Source organism: Alphaproteobacteria bacterium, assembly GCA_030740435.1.
Classification (GTDB): domain Bacteria; phylum Pseudomonadota; class Alphaproteobacteria; order UBA2966; family UBA2966.
In genome coordinates this window covers 1-18,116 of the sequence record JASLXG010000049.1, presented here as the reverse complement: position 1 = coordinate 18,116, position 18,116 = coordinate 1, and the positions used below count along the sequence as shown (strand labels likewise).

At 64.9% G+C, this 18,116-nt stretch carries 18 protein-coding genes; 11 read left to right on the top strand and 7 right to left on the bottom strand.

Features of this window, described 5'->3' with window-relative positions; translation table 11 throughout:
* Positions 1-320: 320 nt before the first annotated feature.
* From QGG75_06020 to QGG75_06010, 3 genes are all read left to right on the top strand, one after another.
* On the top strand, positions 321-932 hold the full coding sequence (locus tag QGG75_06020; protein MDP6066800.1) for a TetR family transcriptional regulator: 612 nt from the start codon (positions 321-323) through the stop codon (positions 930-932).
* A 90-nt stretch (positions 933-1,022) separates the two neighbouring features.
* Positions 1,023-2,309: an aminotransferase class V-fold PLP-dependent enzyme gene (locus tag QGG75_06015; protein ID MDP6066799.1), complete on the top strand. Its 1,287-nt coding sequence runs from the start codon at positions 1,023-1,025 to the stop codon at positions 2,307-2,309.
* Positions 2,310-2,339: 30 nt separating this feature from the next.
* The gene (locus tag QGG75_06010) at positions 2,340-2,729 is read left to right on the top strand and encodes a RidA family protein (protein ID MDP6066798.1); all 390 of its coding nucleotides are present in this window, start codon (positions 2,340-2,342) and stop codon (positions 2,727-2,729) included.
* A gap of 86 nt (positions 2,730-2,815) precedes the next feature.
* On the opposite strand, the gene QGG75_06005 is transcribed toward QGG75_06010, so the two are convergent.
* From QGG75_06005 to QGG75_05995, 3 genes are read right to left on the bottom strand one after another with little or no spacing between them, the layout of a single operon-like run.
* Complete coding sequence (locus QGG75_06005) at positions 2,816-4,480, bottom strand: hydantoinase B/oxoprolinase family protein (GenBank protein ID MDP6066797.1); 1,665 nt, start codon at positions 4,478-4,480, stop codon at positions 2,816-2,818.
* Positions 4,477-6,576, bottom strand: coding sequence for a hydantoinase/oxoprolinase family protein (locus tag QGG75_06000; GenBank protein ID MDP6066796.1), 2,100 nt, complete (start codon positions 6,574-6,576; stop codon positions 4,477-4,479). The genes QGG75_06005 and QGG75_06000 overlap by 4 nt, the downstream gene beginning before the upstream one ends.
* Positions 6,573-7,871, bottom strand: a complete 1,299-nt coding sequence (locus tag QGG75_05995) for an FAD-dependent oxidoreductase (GenBank protein MDP6066795.1) — start codon at positions 7,869-7,871, stop codon at positions 6,573-6,575. Before QGG75_05995 ends, QGG75_06000 begins: the two co-directional genes overlap by 4 nt.
* A 189-nt stretch (positions 7,872-8,060) precedes the next feature.
* Between QGG75_05995 and QGG75_05990 the strand changes: the two genes are divergently transcribed.
* Genes QGG75_05990 through QGG75_05980 form a run of 3 tightly spaced genes read left to right on the top strand, consistent with a single transcriptional unit; the run spans position 8,061 to position 10,530 of the window.
* On the top strand, positions 8,061-9,107 hold the full coding sequence (locus QGG75_05990) for an aldo/keto reductase (GenBank protein ID MDP6066794.1): 1,047 nt from the start codon (positions 8,061-8,063) through the stop codon (positions 9,105-9,107).
* Positions 9,108-9,136: 29 nt separating this feature from the next.
* Positions 9,137-9,487, top strand: a complete 351-nt coding sequence (locus QGG75_05985; GenBank protein MDP6066793.1) for a TIGR04076 family protein — start codon at positions 9,137-9,139, stop codon at positions 9,485-9,487.
* On the top strand, positions 9,484-10,530 hold the full coding sequence (locus QGG75_05980; protein ID MDP6066792.1) for an aldo/keto reductase: 1,047 nt from the start codon (positions 9,484-9,486) through the stop codon (positions 10,528-10,530). The genes QGG75_05985 and QGG75_05980 overlap by 4 nt, the downstream gene beginning before the upstream one ends.
* 4 nt (positions 10,531-10,534) lie before the next feature.
* Here the strand turns inward: QGG75_05980 and QGG75_05975 are convergent, their stop codons facing one another.
* From QGG75_05975 to QGG75_05965, 3 genes are all read right to left on the bottom strand, one after another.
* Positions 10,535-11,554, bottom strand: a complete 1,020-nt coding sequence (locus QGG75_05975) for an aldo/keto reductase (protein ID MDP6066791.1) — start codon at positions 11,552-11,554, stop codon at positions 10,535-10,537.
* A 46-nt stretch (positions 11,555-11,600) separates the two neighbouring features.
* Complete coding sequence (locus tag QGG75_05970; protein ID MDP6066790.1) at positions 11,601-12,317, bottom strand: aspartate/glutamate racemase family protein; 717 nt, start codon at positions 12,315-12,317, stop codon at positions 11,601-11,603.
* 81 nt (positions 12,318-12,398) lie between these two features.
* The gene (locus QGG75_05965; protein MDP6066789.1) at positions 12,399-13,694 is read right to left on the bottom strand and encodes an ABC transporter substrate-binding protein; all 1,296 of its coding nucleotides are present in this window, start codon (positions 13,692-13,694) and stop codon (positions 12,399-12,401) included.
* Positions 13,695-13,843: 149 nt separating this feature from the next.
* On the opposite strand from QGG75_05965, the gene QGG75_05960 reads away from it, so the two are divergent.
* The 5 genes from QGG75_05960 to QGG75_05940 are packed head-to-tail and all read left to right on the top strand — an operon-like array spanning position 13,844 to position 17,579.
* Positions 13,844-14,602: an ABC transporter ATP-binding protein gene (locus QGG75_05960; protein ID MDP6066788.1), complete on the top strand. Its 759-nt coding sequence runs from the start codon at positions 13,844-13,846 to the stop codon at positions 14,600-14,602.
* A 16-nt stretch (positions 14,603-14,618) separates the two neighbouring features.
* Positions 14,619-15,359, top strand: a complete 741-nt coding sequence (locus tag QGG75_05955) for an ABC transporter ATP-binding protein (protein ID MDP6066787.1) — start codon at positions 14,619-14,621, stop codon at positions 15,357-15,359.
* Complete coding sequence (locus tag QGG75_05950) at positions 15,356-16,252, top strand: branched-chain amino acid ABC transporter permease (GenBank protein MDP6066786.1); 897 nt, start codon at positions 15,356-15,358, stop codon at positions 16,250-16,252. The genes QGG75_05955 and QGG75_05950 overlap by 4 nt, the downstream gene beginning before the upstream one ends.
* Complete coding sequence (locus tag QGG75_05945; GenBank protein ID MDP6066785.1) at positions 16,252-17,214, top strand: branched-chain amino acid ABC transporter permease; 963 nt, start codon at positions 16,252-16,254, stop codon at positions 17,212-17,214. The genes QGG75_05950 and QGG75_05945 overlap by 1 nt, the downstream gene beginning before the upstream one ends.
* A 26-nt stretch (positions 17,215-17,240) precedes the next feature.
* Positions 17,241-17,579, top strand: a complete 339-nt coding sequence (locus tag QGG75_05940; protein MDP6066784.1) for a tRNA-binding protein — start codon at positions 17,241-17,243, stop codon at positions 17,577-17,579.
* 32 nt (positions 17,580-17,611) lie between these two features.
* Here the strand turns inward: QGG75_05940 and QGG75_05935 are convergent, their stop codons facing one another.
* Positions 17,612-17,923: a hypothetical protein gene (locus QGG75_05935; protein ID MDP6066783.1), complete on the bottom strand. Its 312-nt coding sequence runs from the start codon at positions 17,921-17,923 to the stop codon at positions 17,612-17,614.
* Positions 17,924-18,116 lie beyond the last annotated feature (193 nt).

Here is an 18,116-nt window from a genome sequence, read left to right as displayed (position 1 = left end):
AGGCCACCGGCGCCGGAGACTATTCTGCACCACCGGCCCGTTCCGGCCTTCGCTGTTGATGGGCTGCGGCCGAACCGGGCCTCAGAACGGATGGCAAACAGACTAACATAGGATATGGTACAAACCTTGGGGGCAGGTCAGCTATTGCTGCCAAATCACCCAAATCCTCAATTCCGGACCGGTATGCCAGTGAGCAGGCGTTATTGGCAGGACCTGGCGCGCGGTCAGGTGCTGTGGCGCGAATCCGAATTGATCATCCGGATTCGGTATTACCTGATATCATAGGAGATCCGAAAGACTCGCTTGGGCAGGAGGATCAGATGGCGCGTAAATCAGACATCCCGGGCCGTGTCGTCGAGGCGGCGCTGAGGCTGGCCGTAGCCCAGGGCTGGCGGCGCACCTCGATGGCCGATATCGCCACCGAGGCCGAGCTCGATCTGGCCAAGGTCTACCAGGCGGTGCCGAACAAGGCGTCGGTGCTGATGCACCTCCTGCGCCGCATCGACGAAGCCATGCTGGTCGAAGGCGCGGCCGAGCCCGACGCCGACGCCCGCGATCGCTTGTTCGAGATCGTCATGCGCCGCTTTGACGCCCTGGCACCGTACAAGGATGGCGTGGCGGCCATTCTGCGGGGTGGCGTCGGCGGCCCGCTGGTGCTGGCCTGCAGCGGCCTGGCCTACCGGCGCTCGTTGGGCTGGATGCTGGAGGCCGCCGGCATCGGCACCAGCGGCCCCTGCGGAGCACTGGGCCGGGCCAGTCTGGCGGCCGTCATGGCCAGCACGCTGCGGGTTTGGCCCAAGGACGAGAGCAAAGACATGGCCGCCACCATGGCGCACCTCGACAAGCAGCTCGACCGCGCAGAATGGCTGGCCACTCGGGTCTGGCGCGGCCGCCGCCGGGCGGCTGAAGAAGGCGAGCCGGAAGCTGCCTAGATTATTCCACCTTGCTCACAAGCCGCGCTCCAGCACATTATTATCCGGCTCGCCGACCTCTTCCGGTCGGTGATCCCGGGAGTTCCCTGAATGCGTCAGCCTGAGTTTTTCGCGCCCGATCTCATGGCGTCGATCCGTGATCGGTTTCACCACGTCGAAACCTGCCCCGTGACCGGGGCGCCGCGTGTCTTCTTCGAAAACGGCGGCGGATCGCTCAAGCTCAAGGCGGCGCTCGCCACCAATGCCGAGATCGAAGCGCTGCCCGACCAGGAGGCGCGGGACAACGACGCCTCCCGCTACTTGAGCCAAATCCTCGACCGGGGCCGCGAGGATCTCCACTTCCTGTTTGGCTCGGCCAAGCTCGGCGCGGCGCGGGGCCAAGTCATATCGGGCGAAACCGGGACCCGGCTGCTCTATCGCGTGATTCGCTCGATCGCCTTGTCGGTGCCGCCGGGGCCTTTGCTCTCGTGTACCCTCGAGCATCCGGCGAGCCTCGATTCGACCCGGCAGTGGGCGCAGCAGACTGATCGCGACTGGATCGAGGTGCCCTTCGATCCCGACACCGGTTCCGTCACAGCCGGCCACTACGCCCAGGCCGTGACCCCCGATACCCGTATCGCCACCGTCATCCACACCAGCATGATGACCGGTTTCACCGTAGATTTGCCGGCTATCGCCGCCGCCATCCGGCGGGTGGCGCCCGACTGCTTCATCGTCGTTGACGGGATCCAGCACGCGCCGCACGGCCAGATGCGGGTCAGCGAATACGGCGTCGACGCCTACGTCTTTTCGCCCTACAAGGCCTACTCCCGCCTGTCGCTTGGTTTCGCCTGGATCAACGACCGCGTCGTCAAGGTGCCGCATGAGCACATGTTGGGCAAGAGCCCTGATATCTGGGAGTTGGGCTCCCGTGATCCCGCCTTTTACGCGGCCCAGTCCAAGATCATCGAGTACTTTTGCTGGCTCGGCGGCCACTTCACCGAGGCCAGCGACCGCCAGGCCCTGGTCGATGCCGGAACCCAGGCCATGGAACGGCACGAATCGGCGCTGTTGAATTACCTGATCGAGGGTGACGACGAGGTCAAGGGCCTGATCGGCCAGGACCGCGTCACCATCATCGGGCCACCATCGATCGAGGGCCGCGAGGGCATCATTTCGTTCAACCTCGACGGCCTCGACTCGCCGGAACTGGTACTCCACTTCGCCGATCGCGGCATTCGCGTGCACGCCCGCATCTCAGACGCCTATTCGCGTCACGTCCTGGCTCTGCTGGGGCTCGAAGATTGCCTGCGCGTCTCTCTATGTCACTACAACTCACCGACCGAAGTGCGCCAGTTCCTCGCGGCACTCGACGACATCATCGGGGACCTCGACTAAAGCCTATTCCCAGGCCCATCGGAGGACGATATGAGCCAACAACGCACGCTAATCTCCAGCGGATCGAAATACGAAGAACTGGCCGGTTATTCACGGGCCGTGGCCCAGGGCGAGTGGATCCTCGTCTCCGGCACCGTGGGCTACAACTTCAAGACGGGTAGCCTGCCGGAGGGCGCACGTGAGCAGGCCGAACAGGCCTTTGTCACCATCCGCGAAGCCCTCGAAAAAGCCGGGTCATCGCTCATGGACGTGGTCCGGGCGCGGGTCTACATCCCCGATCCCGACGACGTCGTGGCGGTCTCCGAGGTGGTCAAGGCCCATCTCGGCGAGGCCAAACCCGCCAACACTACGGTTTGTGCCCCCCTGGCCGTGCCCGAGTGCAAGGTCGAGATCGAAGTCACCGCTATGCGCCAGGGCTGATGGCCCGCGGCCGGGGTGACTAATGCCTTTTGCTGCGTCCCACCAAATCTCGCCTTGCGTCCCATGCCGGGCCGGTGCGGGTCGAATCAATCGCCCCGGTCCGCCGTGCCCGCCTCGAGGTCGACCCGGACGCCATAGTCGATGAGCGCCGCTTTGGACGAGACGGCACCGACGGTCACGTCGCTAAGCACGCGCTCGGGATCGCGTTTGAAGGGATCGCCAAAGCCGCCGCCACCGGCCTCGTGGATGGTGAAGGTCTGTCCCGGACCCAGTTCGACGCGGCCCTTCGGCAGGATCGCCTCACCGTCGATTTCGAAGCGGCGTTTGGCGCCTGCCTTGCCGCCCAGGTGGCCTTCCGCCGGAAATTCGGTGCGCATCCCGAACATGAAGATGGAGATCGGGTTGGGGCTGGTGTTGACCATCTCTGCGATCTGGCCGAGGCCGCCCCGGTATTCACCGGGCCCGCCAGAATCGGGCAATAGCTGGCGCCTCACCACGGTCATGCCGGTGACGTTCTCCCAGACCTCACTGGCCACCACGGCGTTGTTGGTGGGGAAGGGCGTGGTGTGCTGGCCGTCGAGCCCGGCCATGCCGCCGAGGCCGCCGGCCAGGAAGTACTGGTTCGAGTTGGCCTCGCCGCCGGTCGGCGAAGAGAGCACGATGAAAAGCGAGGCCATGCCGGCATCGGCCTGCACCCGATCGGGCAGCGCTTCGGCCAGCGCCCCCATGACCAGGGGCACGATGAACCAGCCCACGGAATGCCGCCCGCCGGTCGGCGACGGCCTGATGGCATTGAGGATGCAGCCTTTTGGCGCCGTCACCGTGACCGGGTTGGTGGCGCCCTGGTTGTTGGGGATCGAGGGCGTGGTCAGGCACTTGATGATGTAGGTGGTGAACGAAGTGGTGTAGCAGACCGGCACGTTGATGGCGAAGGGCACGGCATCGCTGGTGCCGGTGAAGTCGACGGTGACGTGGTCGTCCTCGACGATCACGGTGCAGGCCAGTTTGGCAGTATCGCCGACGGTTTCGATTTCGACCTCGTTCTTATAGCGGCCGTCAGGGATGGCCGCGATCTCCCTGCGGATGGCTTGCTCCGACTGGCTGATCACACCTTCAGCCAGGGCCTCCAGGTCGCCGAGCCCGTATTCGGTCATCAGTTCGCCGATCAGGCGCTCGCCGACAGTGCAGCCCGAGACGTTGGCCAGGATGTCGCCGAAGACCTGTTCCGGCACCCGGACATTGATGGCGATCAGGTCGTGGAGCTTTTCGTCGGGCACGCCGGCCTCGTAGAGCTTGCAGATCGGCAGCACCAGGCCCTCCTCGTAGACCTCGCGGTTGTGGGCCGACAGGCCGACGCCGCCGATGTCGGGCAGGTGTGTGATGGTCATGACGAAGCCGACCAGGCGGCCGTCGACAAAGGCCGGCCGGGTGACGCAGATATCGGGCGTATGACCGGTGCCGAGCCAGGGATCGTTGGTCACCACGACGTCGCCGGGCTGCCAGGTGTGGGATGGGAATTTGGCCAGCATCTGTTGCATGCTCAGTGGTGCCGTGCCAATGAAGGCCGGCATCGAAAGCGTCGCCTGGGCCAGGGCCCGGCCCTCGGCGTCGAAGACGACGCAGGCCAAGTCCCAGGCCTCGCGCACACCGACCGAAAAGGCGGTGCGCACGATGGACAGCAGGATCTCGTCGGTGATCGCCGTCAGGCGGTCCCACATGATACCGAGATCGACAGCATCAATGGTTTTCATGCCGCGTCCTCCCCGCCGGCGATGGTGACAATCAGATTGCCGTGCCCGTCGACTTCGATCCGGTCACCCTGGCCGATGACACAGGTCGATTCGCGTTCCTCCACCAACGCCGGTCCAACGAAGCCATCGCCCGCATTCAGGGCGTAGCGGTCGTAGACCGGGCAATCGACGAAGGCGCCTTGGTCGGGGACGAAGGCGCTGCGCGTGCCCTTGACGGCCTGGTCGCCGGCGGCCCCGACATCCAGGGTATAGGAGCCGGTTCCCAAGGGCGCCGGGCCCGACACTTCGGCCTTCCAGTTGACGATCTCGACGGCCTCGGTGGGAAAGCTCTTGGAGAAGACCTGCTCGTAGACCTCGATGAAGAGGGCCGGGACGCGCTCGACCAGCGCCGCTGGGTCGCCTTCGGGCAGCGTCACCTCGAGCTCATAGCCCTGGCCCCGGTAGCGCATGTCGAAGCGCCTCACCACGCTGAGTTCGGTGCGATCGAGGCCGGTCGAGGCCAGATGCAGCGCCGCCTCGTCGAACAGGGCCTCGAAGCGCTGGCCCAGCACCGCCGCTGTGAGATCGTCGAGCGCCATGCGCTCCGACTTGAGAATCTCGAAGGAGAGCGGGCTGGCCAATAGGCCGACTGCCGACATCACGCCCATGGCCACCGGCAGCACCACCACCGGCACCCGCAGCTTGCGGGCGACGCGGCAGGCGTGGGCCGGGCCGGAGCCGCCGAACGCCACCATGGCCGAGGCCCGGTAGTCGAAGCCGCGCTCCGAGGCGTGGTTGCGGAAAGCCCGGGCCACGTCCTCGTTGGCCGATTCGTGCATGCCCCAAGCCGCCCGCTCGGCGGTGATTGACAGCGGCCGGCCGATACCGTGGTCGATGGCCGTCACCGCGGCGGTACGGTCGAGGACCATTTCGCCGCCCAGGAAGAACCCGGCGTCGAGGTAACCGAGCACCAAGTTGGCGTCCGACAGCGTCGGGCGTTCGCCGCCCAGACCGTAGCAGGCCGGGCCGGGATCAGCACCGGCGCTCAGGGGGCCGACCTGTATGGTGCCGCGGGCCTCGAGCTCGGCGATGGAGCCGCCGCCCGAGCCGATTTCGATCAGGTCGATGACCGGAATCTTGGCCGGCAGGCCGCTGCCCATGCGGAACTCGTGGACCCGGGCAACCTCCATCTCGTAGCGTTTGAGGGGATTGCCGGTGCGCACCAGGGCGCCCTTGGCCGTGGTACCACCCATGTCGTAGGCCAGTAGGTCGGGGCGTTCGAGCTGGCGGCCCAGGGCGGCCGACTGCAGAACCCCGGCGGCCGGGCCCGACTCGAGCATGCGCACGGGGTATTGCCGGGCGGTATCCGGCGTCACCGTGCCGCCGGACGACGACATGATGTAGAAGGATCCAGCGAAGCCGAGCGCTGCCAGGCCCGACTCCAGGCTGTTGAGGTAGCGATCGAACATGGGGCCGGTGAAGGCGTTCATGGTGGTCGTTGTCCAGCGCTCGTACTCGCGTAGGAAGGGGAAGACGTCGGCCGAGGTCGAGACGTAGAGGTCGGGGACCTCGCGGGCCGCGATCTCCGCCACCTTCTTCTCGTGGGCCGGATTGGTTGGGCTATTGATGAAGCCGACGGCCAGGGCCTCCATGCCATGGTCGTCGACGAGGCCCCGGACCGCCGCCGTCACCTCGTCGTCGTCCAGTGGCCGGTCGATGCTGCCGTCGGCGCGAACCCGTTCATCGATCTCGACCCTGAGCGCCCGCGGCACCAGCGGTTCGGGATAAGTGATGGTCAGGTCGTACATATCGTAGCGGCGTTCGCGGGCGATATCGAGGACGTCGGAAAAGCCCTTGGTGCACAGGAAGCCGGTCACCGCCCCGCGCTGTTCGATGACCGCGTTGGTGACCAGGGTGGTACCGTGGACGATGGTGTCGACCTCGGCCATGGCGACACCCGACTTCTCAAGCAGGATCGGCAGGCCCGACAGCACCGACCGCGCCGGTTCGGCCGGTGTCGTCAGTTGCTTGTGGATGACGAGGCGGCTATCGGCCTCCGCCAATAGGGCAAAATCGGTGAAGGTGCCGCCGATGTCGATGCCGATGCGGTAGCTCATGGCGTTCCCGTTTGCTTGGTATCGCGGGCGTCCTTGTAGCGCGCCCAGGGGATGTAGACCCTGGGGCCGTGGCGCACAAGCCAGTGGGCCGCCATCGGCTTAACCGGGTCGAGCGGCAGGGGCAGGGGATCGCCGCGTTCGAGCACGAGATCAGACAGCACTCGCCCCAACGCCAGGGTCAGCGCAATGCCGCGGCCGTTGAAGCCGAGTGCCGCGACGAGGCCCGGCGCCAGGCGGTGGAGCCGGGGCAGAAAATCGCCGGTCAGCGCCGCCCGCCCCGACCAGATGTAGGCGGTCGGCGGCAGGGTCTCGATCTCCAGGAGGCGGCGAAGCTGGCGCCGGACGAGCCTGTCCATGCGCGCCGTGGCGGCGATCGGCAGGGTGGCCAGGCCGGCGCTGATCAGCCGGTTATCGCCGTCGAAACGGAAAGAAAAAGGGAGCGCCCGGGTATCGGTGGCGGCCTGGCGGCCCGGCAGCAGGCGGTCCGCCGTCGCCCGATCGACAGGTTTAGTGGCCAACTGGTGGATGACCAGCGGCATGATGGTACGCTCGAGACCGGGCCAGAGATCGCCGACGTGGGCGTTGGTGGCCAGTACCACCCGGGCTGCCGATACCGCCCCCCCAGGCGTTTGCAGCCGCCAGCCGGCATCGGTCTCGATGAGCCCGGAGACCGGTGTTCCCTCGTAGAGGGTGGCGCCCTGGGCTTCGGCCAGGGCGGCCAGCCCGAGCACCAGTTTGACGGGGTGGATCTGGCCCCCGGATGGGTCGAGCAACGCCCCGGCGAAGCATCGCGTCCCTGTCACCTCAGCCACCTCGTGGCGGTCGAGCAGGTGCACCGGCTTGCCGCGTTCTTGCCACTGCTCGACCCGGCGCTTGAGCGCCGGAAGGGCGGCCGGGGCATGGGCGGGCTGGAGAAAGCCGGTCTGCTGGGCCCCGCAGTCGGCACCGGTCCGGGCGGCAAGCTCGAAGACGACGTTGCCGGCGCCAGCGATCAGTTCCACCAACCGAGTGCCCTGGTCCTCTCCCAGGCGGTGAAGGATGTCGTCGGGATCGCCGCGGGCCAGCATCGGCGCCACCACACCGGCATTGCGGCCGGACGCCCCCCAGGCCAGTGGCCCACACTCGAGAAGAGCCACCGAATGTCCGGCGTCGGCCAGGTGAAGGGTGGTGGCAAGCCCCGTGAATCCCCCGCCGATGACCGCCACGTCGACGGCGATGTCGTCCTCCAGCACTGGACGGTCGGGGACCGGCGGTGCGGTGGCGTACCAAAGCACGTCGGAAGGGCGCTCGATCATCGATCAGACGGGGTTGGGAGCTTTGTGGAGCGGGACGTCGAAGGACGGTATTCTGTCGTAAACTCGGTGCCAAGGAAAGCCCCAAAAAGGGTTGGCCGTGGGTCGGAGGCAATGAAGACTTGCGCCTCCCGCCGTTCGGACCCAGTCTGGCGCCGCCGCGACAAAAAAAACCGATGGAGGAATATCCCGATGGCCGAGGTCCAACGCTTCGAGATAGAGCCGGGTTACACCGTCTCCCGACTTCTCAAGGGTGGCTGGCACCTAGCCGGCGGGCACGGCAACATCGACCACAACCAAGCCATCAAAGACATGGCCAGCTTCGTCGAGGCCGGCATCACCACCTTCGACTGCGCCGACCACTACACCGGCGTGGAGGAGATGATCGGCGACTTTCGCGCCGCCCATCCCTCGCTGGCGCCCCTGGTTCAGGTCCACACCAAGTTCGTTCCCGACTACGACAGTCTGGGTTCGGTCGACCGGGCCTATGTCGAAAGCATCATCGACCGGTCGCTGAAACGACTTCGGGTCGAGCGCCTTGACCTGGTGCAATACTACTGGTGGGATCCCGATGGCACGCCCGGCTATGTCGAGGCGGCCCTGGTTCTCGAAGACCTCCGGAAGGCCGGCAAGATCGCCCGCATCGGCGTCTCCAACTTCAGCGTGCGCCAGCTTCGCGCCATCGTCGAGGCGGGCGTTCCGGTCGCCACCAATCAGCCCCAGTATTCGCCGATCGACCTGCGCCCCGAGAAGGAAATGGTGACCTACAGCCAGGGGCACGGCATCCACCAGCTTTGCTACGGTACCTTGGCCGGCGGCTTCTTCGCTGAACGCTGGCTGGGGGCCAAGGAACCGAACGAGCCCTTGGAAAACCGCTCGCTGACCAAATACAAACTGATCATCGAGGATTTCGGCGGCTGGGGGCTCTTCCAGTACCTGCTGGCTGTCCTCAAAGCCGTTGCCGACCGCCAGGAGGCCACCATCGGCCAAGTGGCGCTGCGTTGGATCCTCGATCGCCCCGGGGTTGCCGGCGCCATCGTCGGCGCCACCTCGACGCGCCACCTGGCGGAAAACCTCAAGGTCTTCGATGTCGCGCTGACCCCCGCCGATCGGGCCGAGATCGCCGCCATGCTCGATCGCAGTTCTGGCCTCGAGGGTGACTGCTATGATCTCGAGCGTGACAAGACTGGCCGCCACGGCAATATCATGCGCTACAACCAGAACCAAGGCCGGGTCTGAACCGGGCCCGGCGACTAGGAGCGACGACCATGGCCGATGACGAATTCACGCTCTACGACCTCAAGGTCGAATGGGTGACCGGCGACCGGCCCTGCTGGTGCGGTGCCCAGGAGGGCGATCATTTCACGCTCAGGGGCGAACACATCCACATGCCGTCGGGTACCAAATGGTCGCTCTACACCCTGGCCTCGCTACTGCCGCTGTTGCCGGCCAAGCAGCGCCCGACAGACGACAACGACTGGATGAGTACCGACGCTGAGGTCGCCTGTCCCGATCCCAACTGCGGCTCGCGGTTTCGCATCAGCCGCATCGGCAGTACGACCTTCCGCCACTCTGAAACCACGGCGGTGCAGCTGACCAAACCCGGGGGGGGGCAATGACTGAGGTCGAGCGTACGAACCTTTCCACCGGCCAGACGGTGTCCCGTCTTCTCAAGGGCGGCTGGCACCTGGCCGGCGGGCACGGCGACATCGACCGGGACCAGGCAATCAGGGACATGGCCGCTTTCGTCGAGGCCGGCATCACCACCTTCGACTGCGCCGACCACTACACCGGCGTCGAGGAGATGATAGGCGAGTTTCGCAGCCGCTACCCGTCGCTGGCTGGAGAGCTCGAGATCCACACCAAGGTGGTGCCGGACTACGACCAGCTGGGCTCGGTCGACCGGGCCTATGTCGAGGGTATCGTCGACCGCTCGTTGGCGCGCCTCGGCGTCGAACGCCTCGATCACCTTCAGTTCTATTGGTGGGACCCCGACGGGACACCCGGCTATATCGATGCGGCACTGATCCTTAGGGACCTTCAGGCGACCGGCAAGATAGCTTCGCTCGGGGTGACCAACTTCAACATGCGTCAGCTCCGAGCCCTCGTCGAGGCCGGGTTTCCCGCAGTCAGCAACGTGTTGCAGTATTCGCCCCTCGACCTCAGGCCGGAGAAAGAGATGGCGGCGTTCTGCCGGCGGCAGGGTATCGCGCTGCTCTGTTACGGCACCCTGGCCGGCGGCTTCTTCGACGACCGCTGGCTCGGGGAGGAGGAGCCAATAGGCCCCTTCGAGAACCGCTCCCTGATCAAGTACAAGCTGATCATCGAGGATTTCGGCGGCTGGGGGCTCTTCCAGGACCTGCTGGCGAGCCTCAAGGCCGTTGCCGAGCGTCACGGCGCCACCATCGGCCAGGTCGTTCTCCGCTGGATCCTCGATCGCTCCGGGGTCGCCGGCGCCATCATCGGCGCCACCTCGACGCGCCACCTGGCCGAGAACTTGGGCGTCTTCGGGATCGCGCTCACGTCGGCCGACAGGGCCGAGATTGCAGCCGCGCTCGACCGGGGTCCGGGCCTCGAGGGAGATTGCTACGACCTTGAGCGCGACAAGACCGGCCGCCACGGCGGCATCATGCGCTACAACCAGAACCAAGGCCGGGTTTAGCCCGTCAGGTTGCCGCCTTGGTGGCCAGACTTTGCTGGATCAGGCGATGGAAGGGCCCATCGGGATCCCGTTCGAGTTCGCTGACCTCGCCCTCGGGACCCCGGCGACGTGCCGTCGCGGCCTCGATGGCGGCCTGTTCGGCATGGTCGAGGATCAAATCGAACACGCGCAGCAAATCCCCAATGCGGGAGGAGCTGGAGGCGCCGACCAGGGCGGCCGAGAGACCGGGTCGATCAAGAAGCCAGCGAAGCGCCACCTGGACGATGGAGAAACCCCGCCGCCTGGCGATCTCATCGAGGACACCGAGTAAGCCCTGATGGAGGGCCCAGCCGCCGAAGGCCTCGATCATGAAGCGGTACTCGCGACTGAAGTCGTCGCCTTCCCCTCTCGGCCCGGGGTCGGGGCGGCCGAGCCAGCGTTCGGTCAGGAAACCACCAGCTAACGGCCCGTAGGCAAAGAGCACGACACTGTGCCGCTGGCAGAGGGCAGCGAGGCTCTTCTCCGGGCGAGTGTCGATCAGGGAATACTGGACCTGGTTGCTGGCGATCGGGAGGCCGACCTCGAGGAGCGGTGCGAGTGTATCGGGCCCGAAGTTGGTGACGCCGATCCGGTCGATCTTGCCCTCGGCGGCGAGTTTGGCCATTTGCTCCAAGGTCTGGGACCAGCCGGGCACATCGAAGCGCCACCACTGGAGTTGGAGGAGATCGAGGCGATCGACGCCAAGCTCTTCAAGCGCCCGATCAATGGCCGCCGTCACCTGCTTGGCGCTGGGTCGGCCGTCACTCAGATCGGGGCTGTAGCGGGTGTGAAACCTAAGGGCCTCGGGATCGCCGCCCCGCGCGGCCCAGGCCGCGCGAAAGCGCCCCAGCAGGGCTTCGTGCCCGGGGTAGGCATCGGCCGTCTCGAAGGCCCGCATGCCGGCCTCGGCACAGCCCAGGAGGTGTGCGAGCGCAGTTTCGCCGTCGCCGGCCCGGGTTTGCCAGCCGCCAAGGATGAGACGGGGTATGGGGGTCCCGTCAGCCATCTCGATGGTGTCCATGCCCCTCCAACGGGCCGGGATTCGGCCGTTTTCAGAGGTGCCGAGCCAACAGCCGCCCGTACCCCTCGATGGGGCCGATACCGAGGGCTCGGGCGGCGGTCCAGAAGGTAGCTTGATTACTGCTGACCACGGGCTTTTGGTGGCGGTCCTCGAGTTCCTCAATGAGGCCGAGTGCTGGCAGGTCGGTGCAACTGACGAACAGGGTATCGATGCCTTCGCCGTCGACCTCGTCGACGATGGCCCGGATCTCGTCGTCGCTGATGGTGTTGACCTCGGCGCCACCGCGCCGGTTCATGCCGGTGATCCCGGCGACGTCGAAACCGGCCTTGGCGAAGAACGCGCGTTCGGCCTCGAAAACCCATTCGATATAGGGCGTGGCGATGCCGATGCGGCCCGCCTTCAGGGTCTTCAGGGCATCGGTCACCGCCGTCGCCGTCGTTATCGCGGGAACGCCGGCGCTCTCGGCGATGGCCTCGGCGATCACGGCGTCCGACCCTTCACCCTTGAAGAAGCTGGCCGAGGTACAGGCGAAAGTGATGACGCCGACGCCGGCCTTGGCCAATGTCGTTCCCAACCTTGGGGCATCGTCGATCATCTGCTGAAATTGTTCGGCAAGGCTCCGTGTCTGGTCGACGTCGGCACGCGCAAAATGGACGCCGGCATCGGCCGGGCAGAGGGTGATGAAATCGTCCTCCGCGATCACGTTGATGGCCGGCACGATGCAGCCAAGGCGTTTTTGTTTGCGCATCTCCATCTCGAAAAAGGAAGGGACCGGCCAGCAGTGCCGGCCGGTCACCCAAAACGTCGGTTAGGCTTTAGATTCGGCCTTTTATTTGTTGGCCATTGCCTTGACCTTGGCCACGTCTTGCAGGCTGATGCTCATGGCGTCGACGAACTCGCCGCCGCGAAATTGCATGCCGACGAAGGGCAACGCGACGTCACCGTAGGCGTCGAAGTTGATCGGGCCGGTGGCGCCGACGTAGCGGATTTTCTTGCCCGCCTTGAGTAGCGTGATGGCCTTCTTTAGGCCCTCGACTCCGGCGTAGACGGCTTCGCCCTCGGTGCCGGTGATGTTACGGATAATGTTGGCCAGGGTTCCACCCTTGATGTCCTTGCCGCCCATGTCCGCGGCCACCATGGCGAGCGAAATGAGAACGCCCGAATCATAGCCCGAAGTCCGGCCCGGGCCCTTGGGGCTCAGGTCGAAGCGCTTCTGGTAGTCGGCTTCCATGGTTTTGACGGAGGGCGTGTCGGGGGTGCCCGGGCTGATGAACCAGCCGTCCTTCAGGAGATCGGCACCGATTTTCTCGACAAACGCCGAATCGTTCATGCCTTGCGGGAACACATACTTCTCCGGGCCGCCGAAGCGGATCCACTCGCGTACCTGCTTGATGCCGTCCTGCGGCTGGGACAAGAGGTAAAGGCTGTCCACGCCGCCTTCCATGGCCTTGTTAACCTCCGAACGGTAGGAGGGCTGGTCAGGATTGAACGGCACAACGTTGCCGATCTTGCCGCCCAGCGCTTTGAAGGCGCGGATGAACTCGGCCTGGTTGTTCTTACCCCAGTCGTTGTTGAGGTAAATGATGCCGACGTGGCGCAGGCCGACGTCCCAGGCCATCTTGGCGGTAGCCACGGCCTGCAGCGAATCGGCCGGCAGGGTGCGGAAGAAAAGCCCTTTGGTCTTGCCTTCCCGGCCCATGTTGGTGAAGGTAGAAGAGGTCGAGGCAGTGGCCACGAGGACGACGTTCTTCTCCACCGTGACCGAGGTCAGGAGCGGCGCCGTGATACCCGAGGAAATGGGGCCGACCAAGGCCGTTACGCCTTCCAGGTCGATGAGCTTGCGCGCCGCATCGACGGCCACCGAGGCTTGGGTCTGCGAATCGCGAACGTCGTAGACCAGGCCGCAGCCGACACCGAGCGCCTTGCGGGCCGCGTTGACCTGTTCGACACCAAGCTGCGCGGCCTTCGAAATTGGCACGCCGAACGCGCCGTAAGATCCGGTCAGTGACAATACCGAGCCAACCTTATGCGTGCAGGCCGCCTGAGCGCCACTCATGGGCCCCGCGGCGACGGCGAGCAACGCACCGGTCGCGGCAAACGCCAACATATATCTAGTGAACTTCATGATCACCTCCCTCATTTTCAGAATATTTTTTTCACATTTGACTCACTATACAAAAAATGAAATAGCAAACGCTATCACAATACGTTACACCGGTCAGTCAGAGAAACCCACTTTGCGCCACCTGACAAGGTGGCCGAAGGCGGGAGGCGATGCTTAAAATCGAGGGGTTGGTCAAGGAGTTCGGCGGCTTGCATGCCGTGGACGACGTCACCTTCGAGGTGTGCCGGGGCACCATCACGGGACTGATCGGCCCCAACGGCGCCGGCAAGACCACGACCTTCAACACCGTCGCTGGCGTTTACAAACCGACTGCCGGCCGCATCGTCTTCGATGGCCAGGACATTACCGGACACCATTCCTACGAGACATTTCGCCGCGGCTTGGTGCGGACGTTCCAGATTCCCAGACCGTTCGGGGAGATGACGGTGCTCGAGAATCTGATGGTGGTGCCGATGGGGCAAGTCGGCGAGAGCTTCTGGAACAATTGGTTTCGCAACGGCGCGGTTTGGCGGCAGGAACGGCAGATCCGCGACCAGGCGATCGAGATTCTGGAGTTCCTCAATCTGGTTCATCTCGGCGAGGAAGCCGCCAACAACCTCTCCGGGGGGCAGCAGAAGCTTCTCGAACTGGGCCGGGCCTTGATGTCGGAGCCCAAGATGATCCTGCTCGACGAACCCGGAGCCGGTGTCAACCCGACGCTGTTGGGCGAGATCGTCGAACGCATTTCGGTGCTCAACCAACGCGGCATCACCTTCCTGATCATCGAACACAACATGGACTTGGTGATGACGCTTTGCGATCCCATTCTGGTGATGGCCAATGGGGCGCTGTTGATGGAAGGAACCGCTGACGAGGTCCAGAGCGACGAGCGGGTGCTCGAGGCTTTCCTCGGCGGGACGGCGGCGTAGGGATCGGGGGTCGCCAATGGACGCCTCCAACACCGTTCTCTCGGTTCGTGATCTGGTGGCCGGATATGTTCCTACCCTGCCCATCCTGCGCGGGCTTTCACTCGATGTTTACGCCGGTGAGATCGTGACCTTGCTGGGCCCCAATGGGGCCGGCAAGTCGACTCTGATCAAGGCCATCGTCGGCCTTGTGAAGGTGTCCGAGGGCGAGGTACGTTTCCTCGGGCGCGACGTCAGCAAGATCGCCACCCACAACATGATATGGGAGGGGCTGGGCTACGTGCCGCAAACGGAAAACGTTTTCGCCAAGCTCTCGGTCGAGGAAAACCTGGAGATCGGCGCGCTAGTCAACCGCGAAGGAATGGCCAAGCAGCGTCAACGGGTCTTCGATCTGTTTCCCGACCTGGCCCGGCAGCGCTCGCTGGCCGCCCGCAAGCTGTCGGGCGGGCAGCGTCAGATGGTTGCTGTGGGGCGGGCGCTGATGGCCAACCCCAAGCTTCTGATGCTCGATGAACCGTCGGCCGGGCTCTCGCCCAAGCTCACCCAGGTAGTGTTCGCTCAGCTCAAGAAGGTGAGGGACACCGGTGTCACCATTCTGATGGTCGAACAGAACGCTCGCGCCGCCCTCGACATTTCGGATCGCGGCTATGTCCTCGCGGAAGGTCAGGAACGGGTGCACGGCGAGGCCAAGTCGCTGCTCGAAAACCCGGAAGTCGGCGAGCTCTATCTCGGCAGCAATTCGAGGTTGGCCCGCTCATGATGCAATACCTTGCCGACGGTATCGTCAACGCCTCGCTCATCGCCCTCGGGGCGCTCGGCCTGAGTATGACCTATAACGTGCTGCGCTTCGCCAATTTCGCCCACGGCGAAATCCTGGCCACCGGCAGTTACTTTGCCCTGGGCGTGGTCACCGTGATCGGTGCTGGGCTTGGCACCATGGGACCGGTCAACTTCGGCTGGCCGCTGCTGGTTTCGATTCCCGTGGCTATCGTCTGCACGTCTCTCGTGGTGTTGCTGGTCGATTGGTTGATGTTCCGGCCGTTGCGTGACAAGCAGGCTTCGCGCGTCACCCTGATCATGGCGGCCTTCGGGCTATCGCTCATGGGCCGTAACGTCATCACCCTGCTGGCCGGCGGCGATCCGCTCTATTTCAGCTTCTATATCCCGCGCGCCATCGAGATACTGCCCGGTGTCAAGATGGTGCCCGACGATCTCGCCATCATCGGTCTGGCGGTCGCCGCTGTTGTCGTGCTGCACCTCTTCCTGACCCAGTCGGTGATGGGCAAGATGATGCGGGCGACGGCGGAGAACCCGACGCTGGCCCGCATCAACGGCATCGACATTCGGGCCGTCATCCGTTGGACCTGGATCGTCGGCACCAGCCTGGCCGTCATCGGCGGTACGCTGCAGGGCCATATCCTCCAGGCCAAGCCCGAGATGGGCTTCGATCTGCTGCTGGTGATGTTCGCCGCCCTCATTCTCGGCGGTATCGGCAATCTCTACGGGACCGTGCTGGGGGCCCTGATCATCGGCATTACCGAAGCCCTCGCCGTGGCCGCCGGGCTCTCGGCCTACCGCGCGGCAGTCGCCTTCATGATCATGCTCTTGGTGCTCCTGTTCCGACCCCAGGGGATTATGGGGGAGAAGGAATAATGGAATTCCTCAACGTCGTTTCGTACCTCGTCTTCTTCCTGATCATTGCCTCGTTCTATTCGCTGACCTGCCTTGGCCTCAACATACAATGGGGCTTCACCGGACTCTTCAATGTCGGCATCGCCGGCTTCTTTGCGGTCGGCGCTTATGCCTCGGCCTTGGTCACGGGACCGCGCTACCCCGACACCGTGTTTGGCGGCTTCGACCTGCCGGTGCCGCTTGGCTATCTGGCGGCCATCGTCTTCTCGGCCATCGCCGCCTTCATCATCGGCTATGTCACGTTGCGGCTGCGGGAGGACTACCTCGCCATCTCGACCTTCGGCATCGCCATCACCATCCAGCTGCTGGCTACTAACCTGCATTCCTATACCCGCGGTCCCGAGGGCCTCTATTCGCTGCCCAAGCCGCTTTCCGGTCTTTCGGAATCGCCACTCGTCGACAACCTGCTCTACCTCGGCATCTGCATCACCGTCATCGGCCTCGTCTACTGGGCCTTCGAGCGCATCATGCGGTCGCCTTGGGGGCGGGTGCTGAGATCGATCCGCGAGGACGAGACGGCGGCCGAGGCGCTCGGCAAGAACGTTTTTTCCTATCGCCTGCAAGCCTTCGTACTGGGATCTTCGGTGATGGGGCTGGCGGGCGGCCTCTATGCCAATTTTGTCGGCTTTATCAGCCCCACCGACTTCATTCCCATCTTCACCATTCAGGTCTTTGTGATGCTGATCGTCGGTGGCAGCGGCAATAACTTGGGAGCCATCCTCGGCGGTGTCGTCGTGTGGGCCGTGTGGTCGGCCAGCGGCGGCCTGATCGCCGCCGTCGTCACGCCGGATCAGCAGACCCAGGCAGCGGCCGTCCGCGTCGTGTTGATCGGCCTAGTCCTGGTGCTGATACTGCTTTATCGACCCGAGGGTATCCTGCGCGAACGCCGCATCGTTTCCCACGGCGCCAAGCTCGACCGCTAGGCGTGAGGCTGGCAGGCACGAAGGCGATGGACGAAATCGACTTCAACGACTTCCTCAAGGTCGACGTTCGGGTCGGCACCGTGATCCGAGTGGAACAGTTTCCCGACGCCCGCAAGCCGGCGCTCAAGCTGTGGATCGACTTCGGTCCCAAAATCGGTGAGCGCAAGACTTCGGCCCAGATTACCCGTAACTACGAGGCCGAGGCCCTGGTCGGCCGGCAGGTCGCGGCGGTGGTCAATTTCCCGTCCCGCCAGATCGGCAAGTTCATGTCGGAGGTGCTGGTGCTCGGCTTTCCGGACGAGGCCGGCGAGGTCACATTGATCGGTCCCGACCAAGCGGTGCCCAACGGCGGCCGGCTTTTTTGAGGTTCAGCGCTGTCACCCGAGCAGCCGTTACTTTAGCGCGGCCAATCTTGGCGGATGGGGTCGGAGCCGTCCCAATCCCGGGCTGCCTCGCGCACGCCGTCGAAGATGCGGCGCCGGGCCTCGGTCAGGTCGGCCATCTCGATCACCGAGCCGGGGTGACCTTCGTCGAGGAAGTAGACGAAGCGGCCCCGCGGGCTGTCGGATTCCTGACCCACAGTGCAGCCCTTGGCCAGGGCGCGCTCGTAGAATTCCGTATCGACCTCGGCGATCGAGCCGGTAAGGGCCGGGCCGCCGGCGTTGTTGAAGAGCACGTCGAGCCGGCCGTGAGGGGCTTGAGGAGACATCCCAGCTGCCGCGGGGTCCGCCGCATACTGCCCAAGGGGCCGGTAGGGCCTTTAGGCGTCACTTCCCAGTCGTCGCTTTTCTGCATGGTGCCGTCCGCCCTGTGGTGGAGTGAGCATCATAGCCCGTGGCTTGAGGAGGTCCGACCAGGCCGGATCGTGGAGTGCCGAGCGGGGGTGAGCCCTTGAATGTGCG